25 protein-coding genes and 1 pseudogene are annotated in these 25,408 nt (G+C 72.7%); 13 read left to right on the top strand and 13 right to left on the bottom strand.

The features are described 5' to 3' along the window. The first annotated feature begins 24 nt into the window (after positions 1–24). Complete coding sequence (locus ACWEVN_RS01900) at positions 25–1,215, top strand: MFS transporter (RefSeq protein ID WP_452049869.1); 1,191 nt, start codon at positions 25–27, stop codon at positions 1,213–1,215. On the opposite strand, the gene nrfD is transcribed toward ACWEVN_RS01900, so the two are convergent. The 4 genes from nrfD to ACWEVN_RS01880 form a co-directional block, all read right to left on the bottom strand. Beyond that, the gene (nrfD, locus tag ACWEVN_RS01895; protein WP_452049868.1) at positions 1,169–2,164 is read right to left on the bottom strand and encodes an NrfD/PsrC family molybdoenzyme membrane anchor subunit; all 996 of its coding nucleotides are present in this window, start codon (positions 2,162–2,164) and stop codon (positions 1,169–1,171) included. The two genes, ACWEVN_RS01900 and nrfD, sit on opposite strands and share 47 nt — an antisense overlap. Then, positions 2,161–3,186 (bottom strand): 4Fe-4S dicluster domain-containing protein, encoded by a 1,026-nt coding sequence (locus tag ACWEVN_RS01890; RefSeq protein ID WP_452049867.1) that lies wholly within the window; start codon positions 3,184–3,186, stop codon positions 2,161–2,163. Before ACWEVN_RS01890 ends, nrfD begins: the two co-directional genes overlap by 4 nt. Beyond that, the gene (gene fdh / locus ACWEVN_RS01885) at positions 3,183–6,461 is read right to left on the bottom strand and encodes a formate dehydrogenase (RefSeq protein ID WP_452049866.1); all 3,279 of its coding nucleotides are present in this window, start codon (positions 6,459–6,461) and stop codon (positions 3,183–3,185) included. Before fdh ends, ACWEVN_RS01890 begins: the two co-directional genes overlap by 4 nt. A 111-nt stretch (positions 6,462–6,572) precedes the next feature. Next, positions 6,573–8,081: an MFS transporter gene (locus ACWEVN_RS01880; RefSeq protein WP_452049865.1), complete on the bottom strand. Its 1,509-nt coding sequence runs from the start codon at positions 8,079–8,081 to the stop codon at positions 6,573–6,575. Between the two features lie 192 nt (positions 8,082–8,273). Here ACWEVN_RS01880 and ACWEVN_RS01875 point away from each other — a divergent pair, with 192 nt between their 5' ends. Beyond that, complete coding sequence (locus ACWEVN_RS01875) at positions 8,274–8,687, top strand: STAS domain-containing protein (protein ID WP_452049864.1); 414 nt, start codon at positions 8,274–8,276, stop codon at positions 8,685–8,687. Positions 8,688–8,720: 33 nt separating this feature from the next. On the opposite strand, the gene ACWEVN_RS01870 is transcribed toward ACWEVN_RS01875, so the two are convergent. Both ACWEVN_RS01870 and ACWEVN_RS01865 read right to left on the bottom strand, forming a co-directional pair. Continuing rightward, positions 8,721–9,200: a DinB family protein gene (locus ACWEVN_RS01870; protein ID WP_452049863.1), complete on the bottom strand. Its 480-nt coding sequence runs from the start codon at positions 9,198–9,200 to the stop codon at positions 8,721–8,723. Next, positions 9,197–9,826: an SAM-dependent methyltransferase gene (locus tag ACWEVN_RS01865; RefSeq protein ID WP_452049862.1), complete on the bottom strand. Its 630-nt coding sequence runs from the start codon at positions 9,824–9,826 to the stop codon at positions 9,197–9,199. The genes ACWEVN_RS01870 and ACWEVN_RS01865 overlap by 4 nt, the downstream gene beginning before the upstream one ends. 66 nt (positions 9,827–9,892) lie before the next feature. On the opposite strand from ACWEVN_RS01865, the gene ACWEVN_RS01860 reads away from it, so the two are divergent. Both ACWEVN_RS01860 and ACWEVN_RS01855 read left to right on the top strand, forming a co-directional pair. After that, the gene (locus tag ACWEVN_RS01860; RefSeq protein ID WP_452049861.1) at positions 9,893–10,471 is read left to right on the top strand and encodes a helix-turn-helix domain-containing protein; all 579 of its coding nucleotides are present in this window, start codon (positions 9,893–9,895) and stop codon (positions 10,469–10,471) included. 105 nt (positions 10,472–10,576) lie between these two features. Beyond that, positions 10,577–11,134, top strand: a complete 558-nt coding sequence (locus tag ACWEVN_RS01855; RefSeq protein WP_452049860.1) for a hypothetical protein — start codon at positions 10,577–10,579, stop codon at positions 11,132–11,134. Here ACWEVN_RS01855 and ACWEVN_RS01850 read toward each other — a convergent pair. Then, positions 11,131–12,399, bottom strand: a complete 1,269-nt coding sequence (locus tag ACWEVN_RS01850; protein ID WP_452049859.1) for a hypothetical protein — start codon at positions 12,397–12,399, stop codon at positions 11,131–11,133. The two genes, ACWEVN_RS01855 and ACWEVN_RS01850, sit on opposite strands and share 4 nt — an antisense overlap. A 122-nt stretch (positions 12,400–12,521) precedes the next feature. Here ACWEVN_RS01850 and ACWEVN_RS01845 point away from each other — a divergent pair, with 122 nt between their 5' ends. Both ACWEVN_RS01845 and ACWEVN_RS01840 read left to right on the top strand, forming a co-directional pair. Next, complete coding sequence (locus tag ACWEVN_RS01845; RefSeq protein ID WP_452049858.1) at positions 12,522–13,049, top strand: DUF6630 family protein; 528 nt, start codon at positions 12,522–12,524, stop codon at positions 13,047–13,049. Then, positions 13,046–13,513 (top strand): cupin domain-containing protein, encoded by a 468-nt coding sequence (locus ACWEVN_RS01840; RefSeq protein ID WP_452049857.1) that lies wholly within the window; start codon positions 13,046–13,048, stop codon positions 13,511–13,513. Before ACWEVN_RS01845 ends, ACWEVN_RS01840 begins: the two co-directional genes overlap by 4 nt. 155 nt (positions 13,514–13,668) lie before the next feature. Here the strand turns inward: ACWEVN_RS01840 and ACWEVN_RS01835 are convergent. Both ACWEVN_RS01835 and ACWEVN_RS01830 read right to left on the bottom strand, forming a co-directional pair. Beyond that, positions 13,669–13,872 (bottom strand): annotated as a pseudogene (locus ACWEVN_RS01835) (hypothetical protein); the annotation flags it as partial. A 23-nt stretch (positions 13,873–13,895) separates the two neighbouring features. Beyond that, entirely contained in the window at positions 13,896–14,246 is a 351-nt protein-coding gene (locus tag ACWEVN_RS01830; protein WP_452049856.1) for a hypothetical protein, read from the bottom strand. A 106-nt stretch (positions 14,247–14,352) separates the two neighbouring features. On the opposite strand from ACWEVN_RS01830, the gene ACWEVN_RS01825 reads away from it, so the two are divergent. Beyond that, entirely contained in the window at positions 14,353–14,763 is a 411-nt protein-coding gene (locus tag ACWEVN_RS01825) for a YkvA family protein (protein ID WP_452049855.1), read from the top strand. A 29-nt stretch (positions 14,764–14,792) separates the two neighbouring features. Next, the gene (locus ACWEVN_RS01820; protein WP_452049854.1) at positions 14,793–15,614 is read left to right on the top strand and encodes a TIGR03619 family F420-dependent LLM class oxidoreductase; all 822 of its coding nucleotides are present in this window, start codon (positions 14,793–14,795) and stop codon (positions 15,612–15,614) included. Here ACWEVN_RS01820 and ACWEVN_RS01815 read toward each other — a convergent pair. Next, the gene (locus ACWEVN_RS01815; protein WP_452049853.1) at positions 15,607–16,542 is read right to left on the bottom strand and encodes a LysR family transcriptional regulator; all 936 of its coding nucleotides are present in this window, start codon (positions 16,540–16,542) and stop codon (positions 15,607–15,609) included. The genes ACWEVN_RS01820 and ACWEVN_RS01815 overlap by 8 nt on opposite strands. A 71-nt stretch (positions 16,543–16,613) precedes the next feature. Between ACWEVN_RS01815 and ACWEVN_RS01810 the strand changes: the two genes are divergently transcribed. Genes ACWEVN_RS01810 through ACWEVN_RS01800 form a run of 3 tightly spaced genes read left to right on the top strand, consistent with a single transcriptional unit; the run spans position 16,614 to position 19,983 of the window. Next, positions 16,614–17,318: a succinate dehydrogenase cytochrome b subunit gene (locus ACWEVN_RS01810; protein ID WP_452049852.1), complete on the top strand. Its 705-nt coding sequence runs from the start codon at positions 16,614–16,616 to the stop codon at positions 17,316–17,318. Beyond that, positions 17,318–19,240, top strand: coding sequence for a fumarate reductase/succinate dehydrogenase flavoprotein subunit (locus tag ACWEVN_RS01805; protein WP_452049851.1), 1,923 nt, complete (start codon positions 17,318–17,320; stop codon positions 19,238–19,240). The genes ACWEVN_RS01810 and ACWEVN_RS01805 overlap by 1 nt, the downstream gene beginning before the upstream one ends. Beyond that, a complete protein-coding gene (locus ACWEVN_RS01800) occupies positions 19,237–19,983 on the top strand; it encodes a succinate dehydrogenase/fumarate reductase iron-sulfur subunit (RefSeq protein WP_452049850.1) in 747 nt (248 codons plus the stop codon). Before ACWEVN_RS01805 ends, ACWEVN_RS01800 begins: the two co-directional genes overlap by 4 nt. Positions 19,984–19,989: 6 nt before the next feature. On the opposite strand, the gene ACWEVN_RS01795 is transcribed toward ACWEVN_RS01800, so the two are convergent. Next, positions 19,990–20,697: an ArsR/SmtB family transcription factor gene (locus tag ACWEVN_RS01795; protein WP_452049849.1), complete on the bottom strand. Its 708-nt coding sequence runs from the start codon at positions 20,695–20,697 to the stop codon at positions 19,990–19,992. A gap of 112 nt (positions 20,698–20,809) precedes the next feature. Between ACWEVN_RS01795 and ACWEVN_RS01790 the strand changes: the two genes are divergently transcribed. Then, the gene (locus tag ACWEVN_RS01790) at positions 20,810–21,988 is read left to right on the top strand and encodes an MFS transporter (RefSeq protein WP_452049848.1); all 1,179 of its coding nucleotides are present in this window, start codon (positions 20,810–20,812) and stop codon (positions 21,986–21,988) included. A gap of 299 nt (positions 21,989–22,287) precedes the next feature. Here the strand turns inward: ACWEVN_RS01790 and ACWEVN_RS01785 are convergent, their stop codons facing one another. Together ACWEVN_RS01785 and ACWEVN_RS01780 are read right to left on the bottom strand one after the other, a co-directional pair. After that, positions 22,288–22,686, bottom strand: a complete 399-nt coding sequence (locus ACWEVN_RS01785; RefSeq protein WP_452049847.1) for a hypothetical protein — start codon at positions 22,684–22,686, stop codon at positions 22,288–22,290. Next, on the bottom strand, positions 22,683–23,219 hold the full coding sequence (locus ACWEVN_RS01780; RefSeq protein WP_452049846.1) for a MarR family winged helix-turn-helix transcriptional regulator: 537 nt from the start codon (positions 23,217–23,219) through the stop codon (positions 22,683–22,685). The genes ACWEVN_RS01785 and ACWEVN_RS01780 overlap by 4 nt, the downstream gene beginning before the upstream one ends. A 165-nt stretch (positions 23,220–23,384) precedes the next feature. Between ACWEVN_RS01780 and ACWEVN_RS01775 the strand changes: the two genes are divergently transcribed. After that, entirely contained in the window at positions 23,385–25,400 is a 2,016-nt protein-coding gene (locus ACWEVN_RS01775) for a phosphocholine-specific phospholipase C (RefSeq protein WP_452049845.1), read from the top strand. Positions 25,401–25,408: the final 8 nt, after the last annotated feature.

The following is a 25,408-nucleotide window of genomic DNA, read 5'->3' as shown; positions in this document are numbered from 1 at the left end:
AGTCGAGGTCCTAGCGTCGCCACCATGACCGGGACGACACTCGCCGACGTGCGGCGGCCGCCGAAAGCGGTGCTCATGACGCTGCTCGGCGTCAGCACCATGACCATCATGGCCAGCGCCACCATCACCCCCGCGCTGCCCGGCATGGAACGGCACTTCGCCGCCGAGCCGCACGCCCAGCTGCTGGTGCGCCTGGTGCTCACCCTGCCCGGGCTGGCCATCATGATCGCCGCGCCGCTGCTCGCGCGGCTCAGCGGCCGGACCGGGCGCGTCCCGGTGCTCGCCGGGTGCCTGCTGCTCTACATCGTCGGCGGCGGCTCCGGCCTGGTTCTGGACTCCCTGCCCTGGCTGCTCGCCGGGCGTGCCCTGCTCGGCGTCGGGATCGCCGGCGTGATGACCACCTCGACCGCCCTGCTCGCCGACCACCACTCCGCCGGCGAGCACGGCCGGGTGCTGGGGCTGCAGGGCGCGGCGATGGGCTTCGGCGGCGTCGTCGCCCTGCTGCTGGGCGGCCTGCTGGCCGCGGCGAGCTGGCGCGGCCCGTTCGCCGTCTACCTGCTCGCGGTGCCGCTGGTCGTCCTCGTGCTCCGGTACGTCCCCGAAGCGGAAGGGCACCAGACGGGGGGAGACACCCCGGCCGGATCGCCGTGGCAGCCGCGGCTGTTCGGCCTCTATGCGTTGATGTTCCTCGGGATCGTGGTCTTCTACACCGTGCCGACGCAGGCGCCGTTCTGGCTGGACCACGTCGGCGGCGCGGGCCCGGCCGTGGCCGGCGCGCTCATCGCCGCGGTCAACCTGGTGATGACCGTGGTGGGCCTGAACTTCCGGCGGCTGCGGGCGCGCTGGGACTTCCCGGCGCTGGCGATCGCGGTGTTCGCGGCGTTCGCGGCCGGGCTGGCCCTGCTCGGCTCGGCCGGCTCCCTCGGCGTCGCCGCGCTCGGCATGGTCGTCGTCGGGTTCGGGATCGGCCTGCTCAACCCCACGGTCAACGGCTGGGTGGTGGCCTCGGTCGAGCCGGGCGCGCGCACCAAGGCGCTCGGGCTGCTGACCTCGGCGTTGTTCCTCGGCCAGTTCGCCTCGCCGCTGCTCGCCCAGCCGATCGCCGACGCCGCGGGGCTCGGCTGGACGTTCGGCTACGCGGGGATCGCCGCGGCGGGGATCGCGGTGGTCACCGCGGTCGCACGCGCTGCCGCTGCGGCACGACGACGTACTTAGGGTCCTTTGTGGACGCCACGCCCGCTTCGAACACCCCGAAGCGCTGCAGGGCGCTCCCGGCGAACAGCGCCGCCCCGGCCGCCACGGAGACCGCGCGGCTGCGGTGCCCGGCCAGCGCCCCGAGCAGCCCGGCCGCCGTCAGGCGCTCCGACCACTTGCGCAGCCGGTGGGCCTTGCCGGTCGTGTACGCCTCCGCGGTGAGGCCGAGCCGCTTCTCCAGCACCTTCGAGGCGACCAGCTCGGTCGCCGCGCCGATGGCCGCCAGCGCCCGCGCCGGGCCCGCCTCCTCGACGGGCACCAGTGCCATCGCGAAGCCGCCGGAACTCGCCGCCGCCGAGCCGGTGAAGACGAAGGGCAGTTCCGCGTGGGCCTCGTGCCAGGCCGGGACGGCCGTCTGGGACAGCAGGACCGCCGTGTAGGAGGCGACGGCCGGAGCGAACCCGGCCGAAACGAGCCCGGCCGGCCGCGCCACGGCGGCCACCAGCCGCCAGGGCACCACTTCGGCGGCCGCGGCCACGCCCATGCCGGGCCCGAACGCGCTCAGGACCCAGGTCCCGACGCTCATCGGCGACGTCGGTTTCGCGACCCGCAGCATGTGGTGGAAGCGAGCCGGCCGCCCGAGGTCGGCGACCAGCAGGGAGACGCTGGCCACCAGGGCGCCCAAAGATCCGGTCCGGCCCACCCGGCGCAGAGCGGGCCGCCCGGTCAGGTCCGCGCCGGCGGCGAGCAGCGAGGTGCCCGCGGCGAGCCCGCCGGTGAACAGGTAGGCGGGAACTTTCCACTCCCACACGGGCGGTTTGAGGACGGGCCGCCCGTAGTAAGACTGAAATTCGGCGCGGGGGACCATGAGTTCTTCACCGGAGCCGCCCCGTTTGCGGCGGTGGCCGCCGAACATGCGCGCGCGGGTGTCCGCGGCTCCGGCGTCGCTGCGGGGTTCGCGTGGGGTCACCGGCGCCGCCTTCCGAACGGACCGAACGACGCCACCGCCGCAGCCAGCAGGGCCGAGGCCGCCACCCCCGCGTACTTCCACATCGCGGGCAGCTCGCGGGTCGGCACCACCGGGTCCGGTGGGAGTCCGTAGACCTCCGGTTCGTCCAGCAGCAGGAAGAACGCGCCGGCGCCGCCGACGCCGTCCTCCGGGTCGTGGCCGTACAGGCGGGCTTCCGGCACGCCCCGCGCGTGCAGGTCCGAGACCCGGCGGGCGGCCCGCTCGCGCAGCTCGTCGAGCTCGCCGAACTGGATCGAGTCGGTCGGGCAGGCCTTGGCGCAGGCCGGCTCGAGGCCGTCGTGCAGGCGGTCGTAGCAGAGTGTGCACTTCTGGGCGCGGCCGTCGTCCGGGCGGCGGTCGATCACGCCGTACGGGCAGCCCGAAACGCAGTACCCGCAGCCGTTGCAGATGTCCTGCTGCACCACCACCGTGCCGAACTCGGTGCGGAACAGCGCGCCCGTCGGGCAGACGTCGAGGCAGCCCGCGTGCGTGCAGTGCTTGCAGACGTCCGAGGCCATCAGCCAGCGGAAGTCCGTCCGGCCCTCGGTGCCGGTCCGCGCGCCCGGCAGGTCGAACGACGGCATCCCGAGGTCCTCCGGCGCCCGCGGGGCGGGAGCGGTGCCGAGCGGGGCGTCGCGCAGCTCGCCGGCGACGAACGCGGTCGTCACGTCGATCGCCGACGGCCCGGTCGGCAGCCCCTCGAGGCCCGGCGACTGCGCGCCGAGCGGGCGCTGCTGCTCGATGAAGGCCACGTGCCGCCAGGAGTTCGCGCCGAGGGCGCCGGTGTTGTCGAACGACATCCCGAGCAGGTCGAGCCCGTCCTCGGGGACGTTGTTCCACTCCTTGCAGGCGACTTCGCAGGCCTTGCAGCCGATGCACACCGACGTGTCGGTGAAGAACCCGACGCGCGGCGGGTGCCCGGTGTGCCCGGCCTCGCCGGCCACGTCCGGCAGCGGCCCGGAGAGCCGGTTCTCGGTCGTCATGGTCGGTCCTCCGTCGGGTGGCCGGGTTCGACGTGCTCGGTGCCGTGCGCGGTCGCCACCCGGGTACCCGTCTCCGGCGTGATGCCCGCCCGCGCGCGGTACTCCGCCAGCAACGCGAGCAGTTCGGCGCCGCGCGGCCGCCGCCCGGGCCGGACGTCGCAGGTGGCGACCTTGCTCTCCTGGATGAACACGTTCGGGTCCACCACCACGCCGAACAGGTCGTTGACGACGTCGCGGGACACCAGCCCCGAGCTGCCCCAGTGGTAGGGCATCCACACCTGGTGCACGACCCGGTCCTGCACCCGCAGCGGCGCCATCCGGTCGGTCACGAACACCCGCGCCTCGACCGCCGCCCGCGCCGTGACGACGTGCGCCCAGCCCAGGTGCGCGAGCCCGCGCAGCTTCGCGAGCTCGGGGGAGACCTCGACGAACAGGTCCGGCTGCAGCTCCGCCAGGTACGGCAGCGTCCGGCTCATCCCGCCCGCGGTGTGGTGCTCGGTCAGCCGCGCGGCGGTGAACACGAACGGGAACACCTCGCCCCCGGCCTCGGGCGGCGACGGGTGCGACGGGTTGTCCCGGCGGCCGTAGACCTTCCGCGCCGGGTTCCCCTGCTGGGTGTAGAAGAGGTTCCGGAACGGCGATTCGTGCGGCTCGTAGTGCGTCGGCAGCGGGCCGTCGGCCAGCCCCGACGGCGCGAACAGCCACGCCTTGCCGTCCGACTGCATGACGAACGGGTCGTCGCCGCGCAGGGCGGCCGGCCCCACGGCGTCCGGCGGCGGGACGTGGTCCGGCGGCTTGGTCTTCTCGAAGTCGGGGACGTCGTGGCCGGTCCACTCGCCGCGCTCGGCGTCCCACCACACCAGGGCCTTGCGCTCGCTCCACGGCCGGCCCTGCGGATCGGCGGACGCGCGGTTGTAGAGCACCCGCCGGTTCAGCGGCCACACCCAGCCCCATTCCCGCGCGTACAGGTCCTGCTCGAAGCGGGACTTGCGGCGGGCGGCCTGGTTGACGCCGTCGGCGTAGACGCCGCTGTAGATCCAGCAGCCGCAGGAGGTGCTGCCGTCGGCCTTGAGCTCGAGGTAGCCGCCGACCTGCTCGCCGGTGGTCAGGTCCTGGCCGCTGATCCGGCGGAGCACGTCCTCGGCCGACGGCTCGTCGCCGTGGACTTCGTAGTCCCAGGCGAGGTCGAGCACCGGCCGGTCCCGCTCGTCTTCCGAGCCCGCCAGCCGCTCCCGGACCAGCCGGCCGAGGTGGTAGAAGAACCACAGCTCCGAGCGCTGGTCCTCGGCCGGTTCGACGGCCTTTTCCCGCCACTGCACCATGCGCTGGGTCTGGGTGAACGTCCCTTCCTTCTCGACGTGCGAGGCGGCCGGGAAGAAGAACACCTCGGTGCGGCACTGCTCCGGCACGATCTCGCCGGTCTCGATCTCCGGCGCGTCCTTCCAGAAGGTGGCGCTCTCGATCATCGTCAGGTCCCGGACGACGACCCAGTCGAGGTTGGCCATGCCGAGCCGCTGCAGGCGCCCGTGCGCGGACCCGACCGCGGGGTTCTGCCCGAGCAGGAAGTAGCCGGACACCTTGCCGTCGACCATGTCCATGACCGTGCGGTAGGTGCCGTGGTCGCCGTTGATCCGCGGCAGGTAGCCGTAGCAGAAGTCGTTGTCCGGATCGGCTTTTTCGCCCCAATACTCCTTGAGCAGCGACACGGTGTAGGCGTCGGCGTTGCGCCAGAAGCCCTTCTGCTTGTCGCCGCGGACGCTGTCGAGGTAGTCGTTCAACGTGGCCTGCTCGGGGGTCGGCATCGGCAGGTAGCCCGGCAGCAGGTTGAACAGCGTCGGGATGTCGGTCGAGCCCTGGATGCTGGCGTGCCCGCGCAACGCGAACACCCCGCCGCCGGGACGGCCGATGTTGCCGAGCAGCAGCTGGATGATCGAGCCGGCCCGGATGTACTGGGCGCCGACGCTGTGCTGCGTCCAGCCGACGCTGTAGACGAGCGCGGCGGTGCGTTCGCGGCCGGAGTTGCGCGCCCAGGCGTCACACACCCGCTGGAAGAGCTCCTTCGGCGTCCCGCAGGTGGTCTCGACCATCTCCGGGGTGTAGCGGGCGAAGTGGCGCTTGAGGATCTGGAACACGCAACGCGGGTGCTGCAGCGTCGGATCGGCGGCGATCTCGTCGCTGCCGCCTTCGAGCACCGGGCCGCCCGAGCCGTGCTGGTCGGACGCCGACGTCTCCTTGCCGTGCGAGGTCTCCTTCGGCCGGACGCTCTCGTAGTGCCAGGTCGCCGGGTCGTAGGCGGCCTTGGCCTCGTCGTAGCCGCTGAACAGGCCGTCGAGGTCCTCGGTGTCGCGGTAGTCCTCGGACACCAGGAACGAGGCGTTGGTGTAGGCGACCACGTACTCGCGGAAGTCCAGGTCGTTGCTCAGGATGTGGTTGATCACCCCGCCGAGGAACGCGATGTCGGTGCCGGCCCGCAGCGGGACATGGGCGTCGGCCAGCGCGCTCGTGCGGGTGAAGCGCGGGTCGATGTGGAACACCTCGGCCCCGCGGGCCTTCGCCTCCAGCACCCACTGGAACCCCACCGGGTGCGCCTCGGCCATGTTCGAGCCCATGATCACGACGCAGTCGGAGTTCTGCAGGTCCTGCTGGTAGTCCGTCGCGCCACCGCGACCGAAGGAAGTCCCCAGACCGGGAACCGTGGCGGAGTGTCAAATCCGGGCCTGGTTCTCGATCTGGATCGCGCCGAGGGCGGTGAAGAGCTTCTTGATCAGGTAGTTCTCTTCGTTGTCGAGGGTGGCCCCGCCGAGGCTGGCGAGGCCCATGGTGCGGCGCAGCGGCTTCCCGTCCTCGTCGGTGTCCTGCCAGCCTTTGCGGCGGGCGTCGAGCACGCGGTCGGCGACCATCTCCATGGCCGTCCCGAGGTCGAGCTCGGTCCACTCGGTGGTGTAGGGCGCGCGGTAGCGGACCTTCTGTTCCCGCTGCGGACCGGTGACCAGCTGCTTGCTGGCCGAGCCCTTGGGGCAGAGCCGGCCGCGGGAGATCGGGCTGTGCGGGTCGCCCTCGATCTGGACGACTTTCCCGTCCTTGACGAAGACCTCCTGCCCGCACCCGACGGCGCAATACGGGCAGACGGACTTGGCGACCCGGTCGGCGCTCGTCGTGCGCGAGGCGAGGGCTTCGGAGTGCGGGGACTCGGCGGCCTTGCCCCGGCCGAGCGGGTCGGGACCGGTCAGCTGGCGGTAGACCGGCCAGGATTCCAGCCACTTCCGTGGTCCCACGCCCACCTCCCGACCGCGACGTTCCCGCTGGGGCGACTACCCGGGCCCTGCCGAGCCTAAACCGGTCGGGTCCCGGGCGCCTGCCGGCGACGTCCGGGCCGGTGCGTCCCGTCAGGTCGAGAAGGGCGATGACGCCCCTTCCGCGCGCGTGCGGCCCCGGCGTCCCGCGGCCGCCAGCGGCTGGGCGATGTCCTCCAGGGACTTGCCTTCGGCGTCCACGGCCAGGAACCGGGCGATCAGGCCGCCCGCGATCATCACCGCCGCGCCCAGCAGGTAGCCGATGAACAGGCGGACCGGGTGCTCACCCGTGCCGATCAGCGCGCCGTAGATCACCGGGCCCAGCGCGCCGAAGCACTGCGCGATGGCGAAGAACACCGCGATCGCCTTGGCCCGGACCTCCAGGGGGAAGATCTCGCTCACCGTCAGGTAGCCCGCGCTCGCGCCCGCGGAGGCGAAGAAGAAGATGACGCACCACGCGATCGTCTGGGTGATCGCGTTGAGCGCGCCCGCGTAGAACAGCACCGCGGTGATCGCCAGCAGCACGCCCGAAACGACGTACGTCCCGGAGATCATCTTGCGCCGCCCGAGGGTGTCGAACAGGTGGCCGATCGTGAACGGGCCGACCAGGTTGCCCACCGCGAACGCGATCAGGTAGATCGGCGTCGCCTCGGACGAGACGCCGTAGAACTTGCCGAGCACCAGCGTGTAGGTGAAGAAGATCGCGTTGTAGAGGAACGACTGGCTGATCATCAGCGACGCACCCAGCACCGCCCGCGACGGGTATTCGCGGAACAGCACCCTGGCCAGCGCGACGTACCCGATCCGCTCGGCCGGCGTCACCTCGATCGCCTTCGTCTCGTCGACCGGCGGCAGGCTGCGGCCGCCGTGCTCGACCTCGTCCTCGATCTGCTTGATCGACTGCTCGGCCGCGTCGGCCTTGCCGTGCATGATCTGCCACCGCGGACTCTCCGGCAGGTGCCGCCGCACCAGCAGGATCACCAGGCCGAGCACCGGCCCGATGAGGAAGCCCAGCCGCCAGCCCAGCGACAGGTCCATCCGGTTGAGCAGGATGTAGGTGCCGATCGTGCCCAGCACGGCGCCGGCCCAGTAGGTGCCGTTGACGGCGATGTCCACCCGGCCCCGGTAGCGGGCGGGGATCAGCTCGTCGATCGCCGAGTTGATGGCCGCGTATTCGCCGCCGATGCCCATGCCGGCGATGAACCGGGTGGCGTACAGGAAGACGACCCAGCCCGCGCCGTTGCCCAGGGTCAGCGCGGTCAGGCCGCTGCCGACGAGGTAGACGGCCAGCGTCAGCATGAACAGGTTCCGCCGGCCGAGCTTGTCCGAAAGACTGCCGAAGAACAGCGCCCCGACCACTTCGCCGGCCAGGTAGATCGTCGCCAGCAGCCCGACGGCGGCCGACGACATGTGCAGCGTCTCGGGCTTGGTCAGCGTGTCGGCGACCGCGCTGGCGACCGTGATCTCGAGGCCGTCGAGGATCCAGGCCACCCCGAGGGCGACCACCATCCGGGTGTGGAACGGGGACCAGGGCAACCGGTCGATGCGGGCCGGGATGAGCGTGCGCACCCCGGCGGACGCCGGATCGGGTGTTGCCGCCATGACAACCTCCTTGAGAGCAGATCGCCCCGCGTGGCTTCCCCCGTCTTCTCCTGGTGAAACACGATCGGGTCGACTCGGGTGGTCACACCTTGTGATCAGCCGGAGACGGTTATTAACCTGACGCGCGAGCGGGTCGTGCAGGAGCCGCAACGCCTGTTCGTGCCGGTTTCGTGGTGGATGGAGTGTTTTCGCGTGGCGTCCTTCGGGTCCCCGGCGGGGCGGTTGCGGATTTCGTGCTCGCACGGCGAGCCGGTGCTCCTGACCTTGTCCGGCGAGCTCGACGCCGGCACGGTGCTGGTCGTCGTCGGGGCGGTCGCCGCGGCGCTGGCGAGCAGCCCGGAACCGCGGGTGATCGTGCTGGACTTGGCGCAGCTGCACTTCCTGGGGGCGGCGGGCGTCCGCGTGCTGAGCGCGGTGACCGACCACGCCGCCGCCCAGAACGCCCGGCTCCGCGTCGTCACCGGCGGCAACCCCCTGGTGAGCCGCGCGTTGCGGCTGACCGGGGCGGACCGCGTGCTGGACGTCTACCCGGATCGCTGCGCTGCACTGAGCGTCGGCGACGGCCGTGAGTTCCTGCGCCTGACCGCCCGGATGTGGAACAGCTGACCGTCCACATCGGAATGGCGAGCAGGATGGACGTCACCGGCCGGTGCTGCCGTCGATCAGCTCGCGGAGGATGTCGGCGTGCCCGGCGTGGCGGCCGGTCTCCTCGATCAGGTGGACGAGGGCCCAGCGCATCGACGGCGCCGCGCGGCCCGGGCGGGCCACCGGCCGGGTCAGGTCGGTGCAGGCGTCGATGACCGCGTTCGCCTGCGAGCACGCGGCGCGGTAGTCCGCCACGACCGAGGCGACGGTCTCGTCCGGCCGCGGCCGGAACGTGCCGGGCCAGTCGGCGACCTCCTCGCCGAGGAAGGTGAACCGCTCGACGTGGGCCAGGTGCCGGATCAGGCCGAGCAGCGAGGTACCCGACGGGACTCCGGGCGTCCGGACCTGCGGTTCGGGCACCTCCTCGGCCTTGGCGACGATCGCGGCCCGCAGGTGGTCGAGGAAGCCGCGCAGCACGTCCTTCTCGGCCGGACCGGTGCGCGGGGGCGGGGTGTCCCGCCGTCGGCGGGTCATCGGGGGTCCCTTCCGGCGGTGCGGCGGATGAGCAGCAGGTGGTCGACGACGTCGGCGATCCGCCCGCCGGGTCCGGTGGCGCGGCGGGCCAGGGCCTCGGCGCGCTCGACGGTCCACTCCGCGGGGTCGAGCGGCGGCGCCTCCAGTGCGGGGAGTGCGGCCGGGTCCTGGTTCCACGACCACGGCGCGACCGAGCCGTGCTCCACGACCAGCAGCCGGCCACCGGGGGAGAGGGCCTCCGCCGCCCGCCGCAGCACCCGGTTGCGGGGCAACGGGAACGACGTGTGCAGGTAGTGCGCCGAAACGAGGTCGAACGGGCCCGCCGGGAAGGTCGCGGCCAGGTCGTGCCGCTCGGTGGTGATCCGGTCCGCGAGCCCGAGTTCCCCGGCGAGGCGGTCCAGGTGGGCGAGGGCGACGGCGGAGATGTCGGCCGCGGTCACGCGCCAGCCGCGCCGGGCCAGCCAGAGCGCGTCCCCGCCGGCACCCGCCCCGAGGTCGAGGGCCCGGCCGGGGGACAGCGGGGGTACGACCTCGGCGAGCCGGACGTTGGGCCGCGGCACGCCGCCGGGGAGGTGGGCCGTGTAGTGACCGTCCCAGAACCGGGACGCTTCGGTGGTCGGTGTCATGGCCCCACCCTGACCCGGCCCTGGCGGTTCCGGCACGCTTTCTTGCGGTTCCGGCAAGATGGCCGGGTGAGCGACGACTTCGAGGACGTCCTGCACGCCGTCGGCCCCCGGCTGCGGGCGCTGCGGCGGCACCGCGGGCTGACCCTGGCGGACGTCTCGGCCGCCACCGGCGTCTCGGAAAGCACGCTGTCGCGGCTGGAAAGCGGGCAGCGGCGGGCCGGCCTGGACCTGCTGCTGCCGCTGGCCCGCGCCTACGACGTCCCGCTCGACGACCTCGTCGGCGCACCCCGCACCGGCGACCCCCGGATCCACCTGACCCCGATCCACCGGTACGGCATGACGTTCGTGCCGCTGTCGCGGTGGCCCGGCGGCATGCAGGCCTACAAGATGATCATCCCGAGCGCGGACCGGCCGCCGGAGCCGGACCACCAGACCCACGAGGGGCACGAATGGCTCTACGTGCTCCACGGGCGGCTGCGGCTGGTCCTCGGCGAGCACGACCTGGTCCTGCCACCGGGCGAGGCGGCGGAGTTCGACACGACGATCCCGCACTGGCTCGGCAGCGCCGACGGCACCCCGGTCGAGCTGCTGATCCTGTTCGGCCGGCACGGCGAACGCGCGCACCTGCGCGCCCGCGCGCACTGAGAAACGGTGCCCGGATTTCCGGGAATGCGCCGCTCACCGCCGCGCCCGTATTCTCCTTGCGGCAGGCGGGTGATCGTCTGCTGAGGCAACGCGAATGGACGTGGCATGACCGGATACGGCCGGGACCGGGAAGGCCGGAGGCGCACCCGGACGCTGCTCGGCGTCGGGTACCTGGTGACGCTGACGGCGTTGCTGGGCCTCAAAACCGGGTGGCTCCCGGCGGTCGCAGCCCTGCTCGGCGTGCTCGTGCTGATGGCGGTGGTGCTCCGGTGGGTCATGTGGCGCGACGCACGCACCGAGCGCCGGCGCCGGGCGGCGGGGGAGGCGCCGTCGTGGCCCGCCCAGCTGCCGGTACCGGTGGCGCTCCTGCTGGGGGCCAAGGCCCCCGGCCGCCACGCCCGCCGCGTCGACGAGGTGGGCGAGCTGTTCGGCCGGCTGTCCCTCCGGGACGGTTTGCTGCACTGGGAGCCGCGGCCGGGGGACCGCGACCGTGGCGTGGGGCCGGTGACGTTCGACCGGTCGTGGACGACGGAGGTGGTTTCCTTGTGGGGCCCGGGAAACCAGGGGTGCCTGACGCTCACGTCCCCGGACGGCACCGCGGTGGACGTGTGGATCCGCCACCCGGCCGATCTCCGCCAAGCCCTGGCGGCGCTGGTCCGTTAGGTCCGGGGACGGATGAGGCCGGGCAGGCGGGCGACGAGCCAGACCAGGCCGAGCACCGCGAAGACCGCGGCCAGCCGGAAGCCCAGCGAGATCACGCCGACCGGCCAGCCGGTGAACACGTACCTCCGCGTCCAGTGCGTCGTCTTCGTGATGTCGAGGCCGGGCACCGCGTTCGCGAAGCCCCACAGCTGATCACCGACGCCCGTCGTGAGCGGCGCGCCGGGCGGCAAGGACGGGACCGCCGTGGCGAAGCCGGTCCGGACCGACAGCAGCACCGTCGAGGCCGTCAGGACCACCGCGACGTGCGCCCACAGCAGCACCCCCACGACGGCGAGCGCCGCCCACCAGGCCGAGTCGTGCCGCACGAACGCCGCCGCGATCGCGGCGAGCCCGAGGAAGCAGCACGAGAACAGCAGGACCACCAGCACCAGCCACTGCACCGCCGGCGTCACCCAGCCCAGCGGGATGCCGACCCCGGCGATGTCCACCGACTTCGGGACGTGGTCGCGGAGCAGGCGGGCCAGCGGGGACTCCGGCGGCCAGAGGAACAGGACGCCGGCGTAGACGGGCAAGGTGAGCAGCAGGGTCCAGAGCGCGGCGGAACTCGTGAGATCCGCTTCGTCGCCGGAGTCGCCGCCCGGCAACCTGCTGTGCCGGTTGCGCAGCCACCAGTAGGCGGAGGTTAGCAGCCTGGCCATCGGCAGCAGCAGGACCACCTTGAGGGCGACCACGATCGACCCCGCCGCCGTGCCGGACAGCTCGTGCGGCTCGGGCCAGCCGAACGTGTCCTCGATCTCCAGGAACGGGATCGCGTCCAGCGTGTGCCAGACGAAGTACCGCTCACTCGCCCACAGACCCGGGACACTGCCCGGCGGCCCGGACAGCACGCCGTGCCGCCAGAGGACGGTGACGACGCCCGCCGTCGCCTCGACCGCCAGCAGGGGAGCGAGCACCGAGGCGAGCAGGCCGACGCCGTACGCGCGGGCCGCGGCCTGCTTGACGTTCCCGAACGCCCACAAGACCGCGTTCAGGCTGCCCAGCGCCAGCAGCGCGCCGGGCAGCACCCCGAGGATCGCCGTCACCCAGTGCGGGCTCGTGACGGTGACCATCTGCAGGACGCGGACGAGACCGGTGACCGGGACCGCGATCAGCGCGGACACGGCCACCAGTGCGGGCAGCATGTCGGTGTGGCGCTCGCCGACGTCGGTGAGCTGGTGCCAGGAATGCGCGAACCCGGCGGCGATCCGCCGCGTCAGCCTGGCCATCGTCCCCACCGGGCGGACCGTACGTCGGCTGCGGACACACCACCAGCCTCTGAACGAGCTACCCCCGCCAGGGTGATCTGCCATGATCTGCCGGTCGGACGCCGGCCCCACGGAGGACATCGATGACGGCTCGTGACGCGCTTCTCGCGGTCGCCGCCCTGCTCGCGCCGGACGCCCCCGAGGTGGCCACCCTCGCCGCGGCCGCTCATGACGATCAAGAGGCTTTCCTGCAGGCGCACGCCGAGCGGCTCGACGAGCGCGGGATCGACGAGCCCTTCGACCTGCTGCCGTGGATCGCCCTCGTCGACGCCCTCACCGACCAGGGCCTGCTCGCCGAGGTCGACTGGAAGGAAGCGCCGGAGGAGATCACCGGCCGGTTGCGGGGACTGCGGTCGGCGCCGGTCGCCGATGACGGCTGGACGCCGGCCGGGAACGAGCTGCCGACGTACGACTTCCTCGAGGAGGCCGGAACCCGCCTGCACCGCGCGGGAACCGCCCTCGCCGTGCTCGACATCGAGTCCGACTGCTACCCGCTCGTGCTCCTGCCCGCCGACCGCGGCGCCGAGCTCGTCCGCCTTGCCGCCGAAGCCGGGTTCACCGCCGAGGTCCTGGACAACGCGACCGGAACACCGGAAGGTGACGTGCCATGACCGGAGAAGAGATCGTGCTCGGCCCCCTGCCCAAGGGCATCACCCCCGCCGGGGCAGGGAAGGTGTGGAACGTGCTCGGCCACACCTACGCCATGAAGGCCGCCAGTGCGTCCAGCTTCGCCTTCGAAACCCTCGACCCGCCCGGGACCGGCGTGCCGCCGCACGTACACCCCACCCAGGACGAGCACATCTACGTCCTGGACGGCGTCTTCACCCTCTACCTCGACGGCGAATGGACGACCGCCGGCCCCGGGGACACCGTGCGGATGCCGAAAGGCGTGCCGCACGCCTACTACAACCGCAGCGACGCCCTCACCCGCGCGCTGTTCTGGGTGAGCCCGGCCGGGCGGCTGGCGCAGCTGTTCGACCGGCTGCACGACCTGAGCGACCCGGCCGAGGTGGTCCGGCTGTCGGCCCTGCACGACGTCGACTTCCTGCCGCCGGGGTCGGTGGAGGGCGCCTGACCTCGGCGGCCGGCGGCGGTGTCCACTGTGGACGTCGCCGCCTCCCGGCGCAGGATCGGCAACGACGACGTCAGGGCCCCGGTCGCGACTCCCGCGCCGACGCCGGCCCAGGCCGGCGGGCCGAGCGGGGTGCAGCCGAAGAACCGGCTCACCCCCGGCGTCTGCACGATCGCCGGCGGCGCGAGGGCGGACCCGACCGCCGTCCCGACCACCAGGGGGCTGCGGCGGCGGCCGCGCAGGGTCTGGGCCGGCTGGGTGCCGACCAGGCCGCACAGGGCCATCGTGCTCGTGCGGCGCGCCGTGCCCGGGGTGAACCGGCCGATCAGCCACGCCGTCGTCGCGCCGACGCCCGTCGTCACGCCGCGGCTGGTGCTCGCGCGGTTCAGGCCCGGGGACGCCGGGCGGCGACCGCCATCGCCGGGAACAGGTCCGTCAGCAGGTTGACCAGCAGCAGCTGGCGGGTGCCCAGCGGCGAGTCGCCCGAGAGCAGGGTGCCCAGCACCGAGAAGCCGATCTCGCCGCCGACCAGGATCACCACCGCGTCCGACACGCTCCGCCACAGCGCGCGGCCCTCCGCGACCGCCTCCAGCAGCACGGTCAGGTCATCGCCGGTCAGCGCGACGTCGGCCGCGGTGCGGGCGGCGGTCGAGGCCCGGGCGCGCACGCCGATGCCGACGTCTGCGGCGCGGATGGCCGCCGCGTCGTTCGCGCCGTCGCCGACCATCGCCGTCATCCGGCCCGCCTCGCGCAAACACTCGACGACCTGCAGCTTCTGCTCCGGCGCGATCGAGGGCGGCCAACTCGTCGCCGGTGACGACCGGGGCCGTAATCTCGAGCGGGTGACGGGAGCGTTCTGGTGGGACCTGCTGATCGGGGTCGCGGCCGCCCTCCTGTTCGCGTGGGCCGCCCTCGTCGTCGCGCTCGTGATCGTCCGGCCGCGCGGGGGACTGCTGCGGGAGGCGCTGCGGCTGCTGCCGGACGTGCTGCGGCTCGTGCGCCGGCTGGCCGCCGACAAGACGCTGCCACGCGGGGTCCGGATCCGGCTCGGCCTCCTGCTGGCCTACCTCGCGCTGCCGATCGACCTGGTGCCGGACTTCATCCCGGTGCTCGGGTACGCCGACGACGCCATCATCGTCGGCGCCGTCCTGCGCTCGGTCGTGCGCCGCGCCGGGCTCGAGGCCGTGCGGGCCCACTGGCCCGGGACCGACGACGGGTTCGCCGCTTTGACCCGCTTGACGAAGTTGCCTTGACGTGCACGGCAACGTTTAGCTTCCCGTGGGTGAAGTTCGGAATCAGTTACCGCACCCCCTTCTTCGGCGCCGGCCCGGAAACGATCGCCGGGTTCGCCCGGGACGCGGAGGAGTGCGGGTTCGAGTCGTTGTACCTGCCGGAGCACGTCGCCCTGTACCCGGGCGCGAAGATCGGGGCGATGGCGCTGCCGCCGTCGCTGCCGTTCGCGGACCCCTTGGAGTGCCTCAGCTTCGTTGCCGCCGTCACGAGCCGCATCCTGCTGCCCTACCACCACCCGGTCGTGTTGGCCAAGCGGCTCGCGACGGTCGACGTGCTCTCCGGCGGACGCATGCGGCTGCTCACCGTCGGCGTCGGCGCGCTGCCCGGGGAGGCACGGGCGGCCGGCGTCGACTTCGCCACCCGCGGCCGCCGGGCGGACGAGGCCATCGACGTCCTGCGGCTGCTCTGGGCGGGCGGCGAAGAGGGCGTCTCCTTCGCCGGCGAGTTCTTCTCCTTCGAGGACGCCTGCAGCTTCCCGAAGCCGGTCGGCGTCCGGACGTTGCCGATCCACGTCGGCGGTTCGAGCACGGCCGCGGCCCGCCGGGCCGGCCGCCGTGGCGACGGGTACTTCCCCGGCGGCGCGCTCACCGCGGACGAACGCCGCCGCCAGTTCGAGCTCGTCCGGGCCACCGCGCGCAACCCGGAAACCATCGAGTACACGCGCTGGGGTGCACTCGACATGTCCACGGAGGACGTCGAGGAGCTGGCCCGGCAAGGGGTGAGCCGCATCGTCGTGACGCCCGGCACGGCGGAACCCGGCCCCAGACGGGAAGAGATGGCGGCGTTCGCCGAGCGGTTCGGCCTCAGCTGACCTCGTCCACCAGGGACTCGATGCCCGGCGGCAGGCTCGCCCGCCGGGCCCGGTCGGCGACGAACCCCGCGATCGCCGCCCGCAGCGCGCGCACCGCCCGGGTCGGTTCCAGATCGGCGCGGTGGGCCAGCTGCACCACGCGTGTCATCCCCGCGTCGGGCGTGAACCGGGTCATCCGGAACCGGTCGCCGGCCACCGTGCTCGGCACCACCGCCGCGCCGACCCCGGCGCGGACCAGTTCCAGCACCGCGTCCATCTCGCCACCCTCGATCGCGAACGACGGCTCGAACCCGGCCGCGCGGCAGGCGTTGACCGTCGCCTCCCGGACGTCGTAGCCGCGGCGGAACATGACCAGCGGGACGTCGGCGAGCTGCCCGATGCCGAGGCGGTCGCCGGCGACCGGCGCGTCCGGGGCGGAGATCACCACCAGCTCCTCCAGCAGCAGCGGGGTCGCCGTCAGGCCGGCGTCGGCGGTGATCCGGGCGCCCGCCAGCAGCGCCAGGTCCAGCGCGCCCTCGGCCAGCCGCTGCCGCAGGTCGCCCGACCCGCTTTCGTGCAGTTCCAGCTGGATGCCCGGGTACCGGCGGCGGAACGCCGCGAGCATCGCGGGCAGCAGGCCGGTGCACAGGCTCGGCGGCGCCCCCAGCCGCACCCGGCCGCGGTCGAGCTCGGCCAGCTCGCGGATGGCCAGCCGCGCCGTTTCGGTGTCGGCGAGGATCCGCCGCGCGATCGGCAGCAGCGTCTCGCCGGCCTCGGTGAGCGTGACGTTGCCGCGGATCCGGTGGAACAGCGGGGCGCCGAGGTCGTGTTCGAGCGCACGGATCTGCTGGGACAGCGACGGCTGGGCCACCCGCACCTGTTCGGCGGCGCGGGTGAAGTGGCGGTGCTCCGCGACGGCGACGAAGTACGCGAGCTGCTGGAACTGCATAGCCACATCCTATCGACAAGAGAGCTATCATGTCTTTGACCTCTGGTCGAAGCGCTCTTACCGTCGATCGGGTGGTGAACACCCTCGCCCCGCACCGGCGCTCCGCCGTCCGGCGCTTCTGGGCCTCGACGATCGGCAAGAAAGCCGTCATGGCGGTGAGCGGCCTGCTCCTGCTCGCCTTCGTGTTCGCGCACATGGTCGGCAACCTCAAGACGTTCCTGGGTGCCGGCGACCTCAACCACTACGCGGGCTGGCTGCGCACGATCGGCGAACCGGTGCTGCGCCGAGAGTGGTTCCTCTGGCTCCAGCGCGCGGTCCTGCTCGCCGCGCTGGTCCTGCACGTCACCGCGGCCGTGCAACTGGCCCGCCGCGACCGCCGCGCCCGGCCGGTGCGGTACGCCCACCGGCCGCCGTCGCACGGGACCTTCGCGGTGCGGACGATGCGCTGGGGCGGCGCCACGCTCGCGGTGTTCGTCGTCTGGCACCTCCTCGACTTCACCGTCGGCACGGTGAACCGGGACTTCGTCCCGGGCGACCCGTACCACAACCTCGTCGCGGACTTCCAGGTCTGGTGGGTCAACCTGATCTACCTCGTCGCCCTGGCCATGCTGGGCCTGCACATCCACCACGGCTTCGCGAGCGCCGCGCGCACGCTCGGCGTCACCCGCCCGCGGCGGGAGCGCGCGATCCGGATCTTCGGCAGCACGACGGCGGTCGTGGTCGCGGGCGGCTACGCACTCGTCCCGGTCGCGATCATGACGGGACTGGTGCACTGATGGCCGACTACCGCGTGGGCGACCCGATCGCCGACACCAAGACGCCGCGCGTTCCACTGGAACAGCGCTGGGACGAACGGAAGTTCGCCGCGAAGCTGGTGAACCCGGCGAACCGGCGCCGGCACCGGGTGATCGTGGTGGGCACCGGCCTGGCCGGCGGCTCGGCCGGCGCGACGCTGGCCGAGCAGGGCTACCACGTCGTCCAGTTCTGCTTCCAGGATTCCCCGCGGCGCGCACACTCCGTCGCCGCCCAGGGCGGCATCAACGCGGCGAAGAACTACCGCAACGACGGCGACTCGGTGTACCGGCTCTTCCACGACACGGTCAAGGGCGGCGACTTCCGGGCCCGGGAGTCCAATGTGTACCGGCTGGCCCAGGTGTCGGCGCAGATCATCGACCAGGCCGTGGCCCAGGGCGTCCCGTTCGCCCGCGAGTACGGCGGCCTGCTGGACACGCGCTCGTTCGGCGGCGTGCAGGTGCAGCGGACGTTCTACGCCCGCGGCCAGACCGGCCAGCAGCTGCTGATCGGCGCGTACCAGGCGCTGTCCCGGCAGATCGACGCCGGAAACGTCGAGCTGCACGCGCGCACCGAGATGCTCGACCTCGTCGTGTCCGGCGGCCGGGCCCGCGGCATCGTCGCGCGCGACCTGGTCACCGGCGAGATCACCACGCACCTCGCGGACGCCGTCGTGCTCGCCACCGGTGGGTACGGCAACGTCTTCTCCCTCTCGACGAACGCGAAGGGCTCCAACGCCACCGCGATCTGGCGGGCGCACAAACGCGGTGCGTACTTCGCGAACCCGTGTTTCACCCAGATCCATCCGACGTGCATCCCGCGGTCGGGCGAGCACCAGTCGAAGCTGACGCTGATGAGCGAGTCGCTGCGCAACGACGGCCGCATCTGGGTCCCGAAGCAGGCCGGGGACACCCGGCCGCCGGCGGAGATCCCCGAGGACGAGCGCGACTACTACCTCGAACGCCTATACCCGAGCTTCGGCAACCTCGTGCCGCGGGACATCGCCTCGCGAGCGGCGAAGAACGTGTGCGACGCCGGCTTCGGCGTCGGTCCCGGCGGCCTCGGCGTCTACCTCGACTTCGCCGACGCGATCGCGCGGCTGGGCCGCCCCGCGATCGAAGCCCGCTACGGCAACCTCTTCGACATGTACCAGCGCATCACCGCGGAAGACCCGTACGCGGTGCCGATGCGGATCTACCCGGCCATCCACTACACGATGGGCGGGCTGTGGGTGGACTACGACCTGCAGAGCACCATCCCCGGGCTGTTCGTGATCGGCGAGGCGAACTTCTCCGACCACGGCGCCAACCGGCTCGGCGCGTCGGCGCTGATGCAGGGCCTCGCCGACGGCTACTTCGTGCTCCCGGCGACGGTGAACGACTACCTCGGCAGCACCCGGCTCGACGACGTCCCCGAATCCGCGGCTCTCGAAGTGGAGACCGAGGTGCGCGCACGGATTTCCCGGCTCCTGGCGGTCCGGGGGACGCGGTCGGTCGACTCGTTCCACCGCGAGCTGGGCCTGCTGATGTGGGACCACTGCGGGATGTCCCGCACCCGCGAAGGTCTGCGCAAGGCCCTCGACCGGGTGCCCGGGCTCCGGGCGGAGTTCTGGCGGGACGTCCGCATCCCGGGCGGCGGCGCGGAACTCAACCAGGAGCTGGAGAAGGCCAACCGCGTCGCGGACTTCCTGGAGCTGGCCGAACTGATGCTCGTCGACGCCCTCGCGCGCGAGGAATCGTGCGGCGGGCACTTCCGCGAAGAACACCAGACGTCCTCGGGGGAGGCGTTGCGGGACGACGAGAACTTCGCGCACGTCGCCGCGTGGGAGTACGGCGCCGAGCCGGTGCTGCACCGCGAAGAACTGGTTTTCGAGCACGTCCACCCGACCCAGCGGAGCTACACATGAAACTCACCGTCCGCGTCTGGCGGCAGGCCGGCCCGGCCGCGGAAGGGCGGCTGGTCGCCTACCCGGTCGACGACGTCAGCCCCGAGATGTCGTTCCTCGAGCTGCTGGACGTCCTGAACCAGCGGCTGATCGAGGAGGGCGACGAACCGGTGGCGTTCGACCACGACTGCCGCGAGGGCATCTGCGGCTCGTGCGGCGTGGTGATCAACGGCCGGGCCCACGGCCCCGAGCGCACGACGTCGTGCCAGCTCCACCTGCGCTCCTTCGCCGACGGCGACGTGATCGACGTGGAACCGTGGCGCGCGGCGGGTTTCCCGATCATCAAGGACCTGGTGGTCGACCGGTCGGCGCTCGACCGGATCGTCCAGGCGGGCGGGTACGTCAGCGCGCCGACGGGAAGCGCCCCGGACGCGCACGCGACACCGGTTCCCAAGCCGGACGCGGACCTGGCGTTCGACAACGCCACGTGCATCGGCTGCGGCGCCTGCGTGGCGGCCTGCCCCAACGGCTCGGCGACCCTGTTCACGGCGGCCAAGGTGACGCATCTGAGCCTGCTGCCGCAGGGTGGCCCGGAACGCGCGAGCCGGGTTCTCGGCATGGTGGAGACGATGGACGCCGAGGGTTTCGGCGGCTGCACGAACACGGGCGAGTGCGTGGCGTCGTGCCCGAAGGGGATTCCGTTCGCGAGCATCGCGACGCTGAACCGGGAGTACCTCGCCGCGTCGCGCTCCGGGCGCCGCTGACGGCCCTCAGAAGCCAGGCAGCAGGGCGCCGAACCGGCGGCGGCCCCGCGGGGTGATCCGCAGCTCGCGGTCTCCCGTACCCCGGCGGACCAAACCGTCGGCCAGGAACGCCTCCAGGACTTCGTGGCCGAGGACGCCACCGAGGTGGGGGACGCGGTGGGTCCGGTCCAGACACGCCGTCGCCGGGCGGCGGCGGCCCGGGGCCACCTCCGCCGGGGTGACCCCGAGGTCCCGGAACGCCGACAGGTCGTCGCCGAGGACGACGTCCGCCGCGGAACCGTCCGGTGGCCGCAGCGCTCCCCGCGAGACGAGCAAGGCGAACACCGCCACCCCGAGCCGTCCCGCCGCGTGGTCGTAACACGTGTGCGCGATGTCCGCGCCCGACTCCGTCCGATCCGGTGGCGCGATGCTCTCGTTGCCGGCGTAGTGCGCGAGAGCGGTGAGCACGCCCAGGAGGTCTTCGCGGCCGACGCGGTACATCGCGTGCCGCCCGGTGTGCTCGACCGTCACCAGCCCGGCCGCCCGCAGGCGGGCCAAGTGGTTGCCCAGCCGGGGTGCGGTCACCCCGAGCGCGTCGGCCAGCTGCACCATCGTGTGCGGGCCTTCCGCCGCCAGCACCTGCAGGGCCGTGAGCCGCACCGGGTCGGCCAGCTCGCGCGTCAGCTCGACGATCGCGCCCTGGACCGCGTTGCCCGCATCGACCAGTCCGCCCATCACCGTTCCTTCCGACGCGCGCGAGCCTAGCACGCTTCACGAGTACGTGAATGATGATTGCCGACGGCGCCGACCGGGAACTACCCTTCACATCCTCGTGAAGGGTGGATGCATGCGAAGTCTCCTCTGGGGCCGCGGGGTTTCCGCGCTCGGCGACGGCCTCTGGTTCACGATCTGGGCGCTGTACCTCACCCGGATCGCCGGGCTCCCGCCGGTCACGGTCGGCGCCGGACTCTCCGTGGCGAGCGCCGTCGGCATGGCCGCCGCGGTGCCGCTGGGCGCCTTCGCCGACCGGGCGGGCGCGCGGCCGGTGCTGGTCGTGCTCACCCTCGTGCGGGCCGCCGCGATGGCCGGCTACCTCGCGGTGGACGGCACCTGGTCGTTCCTGGCCGTGACGGTGCCGTTCACCGCCTTGGCCACCGGCGGCACGGCGGTGCGGACCGCGCTCGTCACGGCGCTCGTCACCGAGCCCGCCGAACGGGTGCGCCTGCTGGCGCAGCAACGGGTGGCCCAGCACGTCGGGTACGCCGCCGGCGCCGGGCTCGGCGCCCTGGTGCTCACCGCCGACGCGCGGTGGGCCTACACCCTGGCCATCGCCGGGAACGCCGTCAGCTTCCTGGTGCTCGCCGGCGCGACCCTGCTCGTGCCCGCACCCGCCCGGACCCCGGTCCGGACGGCGACGCGGGCGGTGCTGAAGGACCGGCCGTACCTGTGCGTCACCGCGGCCACGGCCGTGCTTTCGCTGTGCTGGGCCATGTTGTCGGCCGGCCTGCCGCTCTGGCTGTCCGGCCGGACGCACCTGCCGCCGGCCCTCGGCGGGGTCGTGGTCGTGGTCAGTTCGGTGGGGATCGCGGTGTTCCAGGTGCCCTTCGCCCGGTTCGCCCGCACGGCCGGCCAGGCCGCGCGGACGGCGGTGGTGTCCGGTGTGGTGCTCGCGGCGAGCTGCGTGCTGCTCGCCACGACGTCCGGCGGCTCGGGCGCAGCCGCGGTAGCGGTGGTCGGGCTGGCCGCGGTGCTGCACGTCGTCGGCGAGCTGGCGTACGTGGCCGCCAATTGGGGCCTGTCGGTGCGGCTGATGCGCGAAGACGCCAAGGGCGCCTACCAAGGCGCGACCGAAGCGGCCACGGCCACCGTGCAGATGGTCGGGCCCGGCGTGTTCACCCTCGCCGTCGGCGGGCTCGGCGGCCCGGGGTGGCTGCTGGTCGCGCTGGTGTTCCTCGCGGCCGTCGCGCCCGTGCCGGCGTTGACCCGCTGGGCGGTCCGGACGCGGCAGCCCGTGGTGGCCCGCTGAGCGACGCACGTCACGCTCGAAGTCCGGAACACCAGCGGGGACAGGACGTTGTACAGGGTGTCGGTACGGCGGTGCCCCCGGGCCTCACCCCTTGCCTTCACGGAATACCAGTCCGGCTGGAGCCGTGTTGAGCCTTCCGCCGCGAGGCGGCCCCCGTACCGGCCCCGAACTCCCGTCTCCGCTCGCAGGTCGACCCCCCTCGGACCTCCGCTGGGCGGAGACGGGCCTGAAACCCCCCGCGTTTGCCGCCCCCGGCGCCGGGTACACCGGTCCCGGCGGTGCCCGCCCGGTGTTCGAGCTCAGCCCGTGGTCTCCACCACCCGGGCGCCCGGGCGGGTCATCGCCGCCAGCAGCGGGTGCCAGCGCGTGGCGTCGAAAATCAGCGTGATGGCTTCGATCTTCCCGTCGCGCAACCGGAAGTGCTCCGCCGTGTGCTGCGTGCCGACCGGGGTCGCGGTGTGCACGTCGTAGACGAGCGTGGCTTCGGTGTCGCCGTAGAGCTCGCTGATCAGGTCGACACCCGTGACGATCCCGACGAATCCCGCCAGCCCGGCCAGGTGGCCGCGGGCGTCGGCGGATTCGATCAGCGGGCTGCGGAAGGTGAAGGTGGACGCCAATTGCGCGGCCGCCGCGGAAACATCGCCGTCGAAGCGGGCGCGGTGGTAGGCCCGCACGGTTTCCCTTGTCTGCGTGGTCATCGGTCCTCCAGGTGGCGGGCGAGGTGGTATTGGTTCTCGGCCAGCCGCAGGCACAGGTGCCGCAGCTGGGCCGTCTCGGCGGCGGTGAAACCCCGGAAGAGCGCGGCCATGGCGAGCTGGGACGGCCGACGGAACTCCTCCAGCCACGTCCGGCCCTCCGCGGTGATCCGGACTTGCACCGCCCGCCGGTCGCGCGAGTCGGGCACGCGCTCGGCGAGCCCGGCGCGTTCGAGGGTGTCGACCAGACCCGTCACGTTCCGGGAGCTCACCGCGGCGGACGCGGCGAGGTCCTTGATCTGCGCGCCGCCGGTGGCGAGCCGGATCAGGATGTCGAGGGCGCCGGGGCTGAGGCCACGGCTGTCGGTGCCCCGGGAGCGCAGCGCCTCGAGGCTCCGCGCGGCCGTGCGGACGGCGGCCGCGGCTTCGAGCACGCCGGTGTCTTCGCCGAGCGTGAATCCGGCCAGTGCACCGCGGACCTCGGGGGAGTAGAGCCGGTCGTCTTCGTCCCGGGCCAGGTTGGGTACGTCATTCATAGTGAATAGCTACATTAGTACCTGCTTCCGTATCTCTGTCAACAGCCTGTCCGCTCGCAGGCGTTAACCAGGCTTTCGCCCGCCGTTAGCCTCGGTCCCGGGACAGGTTCGCTCTTCGCCGCCCATACTGACCCGGCTCGCCACCACGACACCCCCGGAGTCCCCATGACGGACGTCAACCGACGACGTTTTCTGCAGCTCGCCGGCGGTACCGCCGCCCTTTCCGCGCTGTCCACCAGCATCGCCCGCGCGGCGGAGATCCCCGCCTTCCACCGGACCGGGACGTTGCGCGACGTCGAGCACATCGTGGTGCTGATGCAGGAAAACCGGTCGTTCGACCACTACTTCGGCACGCTGCGCGGGGTCCGCGGCTTCGGCGACCCACGGCCGGTGACCCTGGCGAACGGCAAGTCGGTCTGGGCGCAGTCGGACGGCAAGCGCGACATCCTGCCGTTCCGCCCCGAAGCGGACAACCTGGGCCTGCAGTTCATCCAGGACCTCCCGCACGGCTGGAACGACACGCACGCGGCGTGGAACGCGGGCCACTACGACAAGTGGGTGCCCGCGAAGGGGTCGACCACCATGGCGTACCTGACCCGCGAGGACATCCCGTTCCACTACGCCCTCGCCGACTCGTTCACCATCTGCGACGCCTACCACTGCTCGTTCATGGGCTCGACCGACCCGAACCGCTACTACATGTGGACCGGGTACACCGGCAACGACGGCAAGGGCGGCGGCCCGGTCCTCGGCAACGACGAAAAGGGCTACTCCTGGACGACCTACCCCGAGCGCCTGGAACAGGCCGGGGTGTCCTGGAAGATCTACCAGGACATCGGCGACGGCCTCGACGCCGCCGGCGGCTGGGGCTGGATCGAGGACGCCTACCGCGGCAACTACGGCGACAACTCGTTGCTGTACTTCAACTCCTACCGCAACGCGAAGCCCGGCGACGCCCTGTACGAAAAGGCCCGCACCGGCACGAACGCCAAGGCGGGCGAAGGCTACTTCGACCGGCTGCGCGCGGACGTCAAGGCCGGCAAGCTGCCGCAGGTCTCCTGGATCACCGCGCCCGAGGCGTTCTGCGAACACCCGAACTGGCCGGTGAACTACGGCGCCTGGTACATCGCGCAGGTCCTCGACGCGCTCACCGCGAACCCGGACGTGTGGAGCAAGACCGCGCTGTTCATCACCTACGACGAGAACGACGGCTTCTTCGACCACGTCGTCCCGCCGTACGCGACGGCCGGACAGTCCACTGTGGATACCACGGGGGAGATCTTCGCGGGTTCGGCGGCGAACCCGGCCGGCCCGTACGGGCTCGGCCAGCGCGTGCCGATGCTGGTGGTGTCGCCGTGGAGCAAGGGCGGCTACGTCTGTTCGGAGACGTTCGACCACACCTCGATCATCCGGTTCATCGAACGGCGCTTCGGCGTGCACGAGCCCAACATCACGGCCTGGCGCCGCTCGGTGTGCGGCGACCTGACGTCGGCGTTCGACTTCGCCCGAACTGACGCGCGGGTGCCCGCCCTGCCGGACACCGCGGGCTACGAGCCGCCGGACCGCCTGCGGCACCCGGACTACGTGCCCGCCGTCCCGGCGCACGCGGTGCTGCCGAAGCAGGAGCGCGGGGTGCGGCCGGCGCGGGCGCTGCCGTACGACCTCGCCGCCGACGCGCACGTCGGGGCGTCTTTGAACCTGACGTTCGTCAACCAGGGCCGGGCGGGCGCGACGTTCTACGTCACCTCGCCCGGGGGCGACCCGCGGACGTACACCGCGGGCGCCGGCTGCTCGCTGGCCGCCAAGCTGCCGGTGACCGGGGGTTACGACTACACCGCGCACGGTCCGAACGGGTTCGTCCGGCAGTTCCGCGGCGGCCTGGCCGGGCCCGAGGTGAGCGCGCGCCCGGAGGGGCGCAGCGGCAACCTGGCGCTGGTCCTGACCAACAGCGGCCCGACACCGGTGCGGCTCACCCTGACCGACGCGTACACCCGCCGTTCGACGTCCCGGCTGCTGCGGCCGGGCGCGCGGGTGGTCGAGGTGGTGGACACCCGGCGCAGCGGCAACTGGTACGACGTTTCGATCGTGTCGGACCGCGACCCGCGCTTCCTGCGCCGCCTGGCCGGGCACGTCGAGACGGGGCGGCCGAGCACGAGCGACCCGAACACGCTCACCGACTGAGGAACGGG

The sequence above is a fragment of the Amycolatopsis sp. NPDC003861 genome (genome assembly GCF_053605405.1).
The sequence above is the reverse complement of the archived record's forward strand: the minus strand, read 5'-3'. Positions and strand labels throughout refer to the sequence as shown.

Bases quoted from the DNA above. Each gene is read 5' to 3' on its own strand.
- ACWEVN_RS01900 (WP_452049869.1), top strand. From the start codon at position 25: ATGACCGGGACGACACTCGCCGACGTGCGGCGGCCGCCGAAAGCGGTG.
- ACWEVN_RS01890 (WP_452049867.1), bottom strand. From the start codon at position 3,186: ATGACGACCGAGAACCGGCTCTCCGGGCCGCTGCCGGACGTGGCCGGC.
- ACWEVN_RS01865 (WP_452049862.1), bottom strand. From the start codon at position 9,826: ATGACACCGACCACCGAAGCGTCCCGGTTCTGGGACGGTCACTACACG.
- ACWEVN_RS01795 (WP_452049849.1), bottom strand. From the start codon at position 20,697: ATGGGCGGACTGGTCGATGCGGGCAACGCGGTCCAGGGCGCGATCGTC.
- ACWEVN_RS01840 (WP_452049857.1), top strand. From the start codon at position 13,046: ATGACCGGAGAAGAGATCGTGCTCGGCCCCCTGCCCAAGGGCATCACC.
- ACWEVN_RS01790 (WP_452049848.1), top strand. From the start codon at position 20,810: ATGCGAAGTCTCCTCTGGGGCCGCGGGGTTTCCGCGCTCGGCGACGGC.
- ACWEVN_RS01805 (WP_452049851.1), top strand. From the start codon at position 17,318: ATGGCCGACTACCGCGTGGGCGACCCGATCGCCGACACCAAGACGCCG.
- ACWEVN_RS01800 (WP_452049850.1), top strand. From the start codon at position 19,237: ATGAAACTCACCGTCCGCGTCTGGCGGCAGGCCGGCCCGGCCGCGGAA.
- ACWEVN_RS01855 (WP_452049860.1), top strand. From the start codon at position 10,577: ATGACCGGATACGGCCGGGACCGGGAAGGCCGGAGGCGCACCCGGACG.
- ACWEVN_RS01880 (WP_452049865.1), bottom strand. From the start codon at position 8,081: ATGGCGGCAACACCCGATCCGGCGTCCGCCGGGGTGCGCACGCTCATC.
- ACWEVN_RS01775 (WP_452049845.1), top strand. From the start codon at position 23,385: ATGACGGACGTCAACCGACGACGTTTTCTGCAGCTCGCCGGCGGTACC.
- ACWEVN_RS01815 (WP_452049853.1), bottom strand. From the start codon at position 16,542: ATGCAGTTCCAGCAGCTCGCGTACTTCGTCGCCGTCGCGGAGCACCGC.
- ACWEVN_RS01845 (WP_452049858.1), top strand. From the start codon at position 12,522: ATGACGGCTCGTGACGCGCTTCTCGCGGTCGCCGCCCTGCTCGCGCCG.
- ACWEVN_RS01780 (WP_452049846.1), bottom strand. From the start codon at position 23,219: ATGAATGACGTACCCAACCTGGCCCGGGACGAAGACGACCGGCTCTAC.
- ACWEVN_RS01830 (WP_452049856.1), bottom strand. From the start codon at position 14,246: ATGACGGCGATGGTCGGCGACGGCGCGAACGACGCGGCGGCCATCCGC.
- ACWEVN_RS01870 (WP_452049863.1), bottom strand. From the start codon at position 9,200: ATGACCCGCCGACGGCGGGACACCCCGCCCCCGCGCACCGGTCCGGCC.
- ACWEVN_RS01785 (WP_452049847.1), bottom strand. From the start codon at position 22,686: ATGACCACGCAGACAAGGGAAACCGTGCGGGCCTACCACCGCGCCCGC.
- ACWEVN_RS01850 (WP_452049859.1), bottom strand. From the start codon at position 12,399: ATGGCCAGGCTGACGCGGCGGATCGCCGCCGGGTTCGCGCATTCCTGG.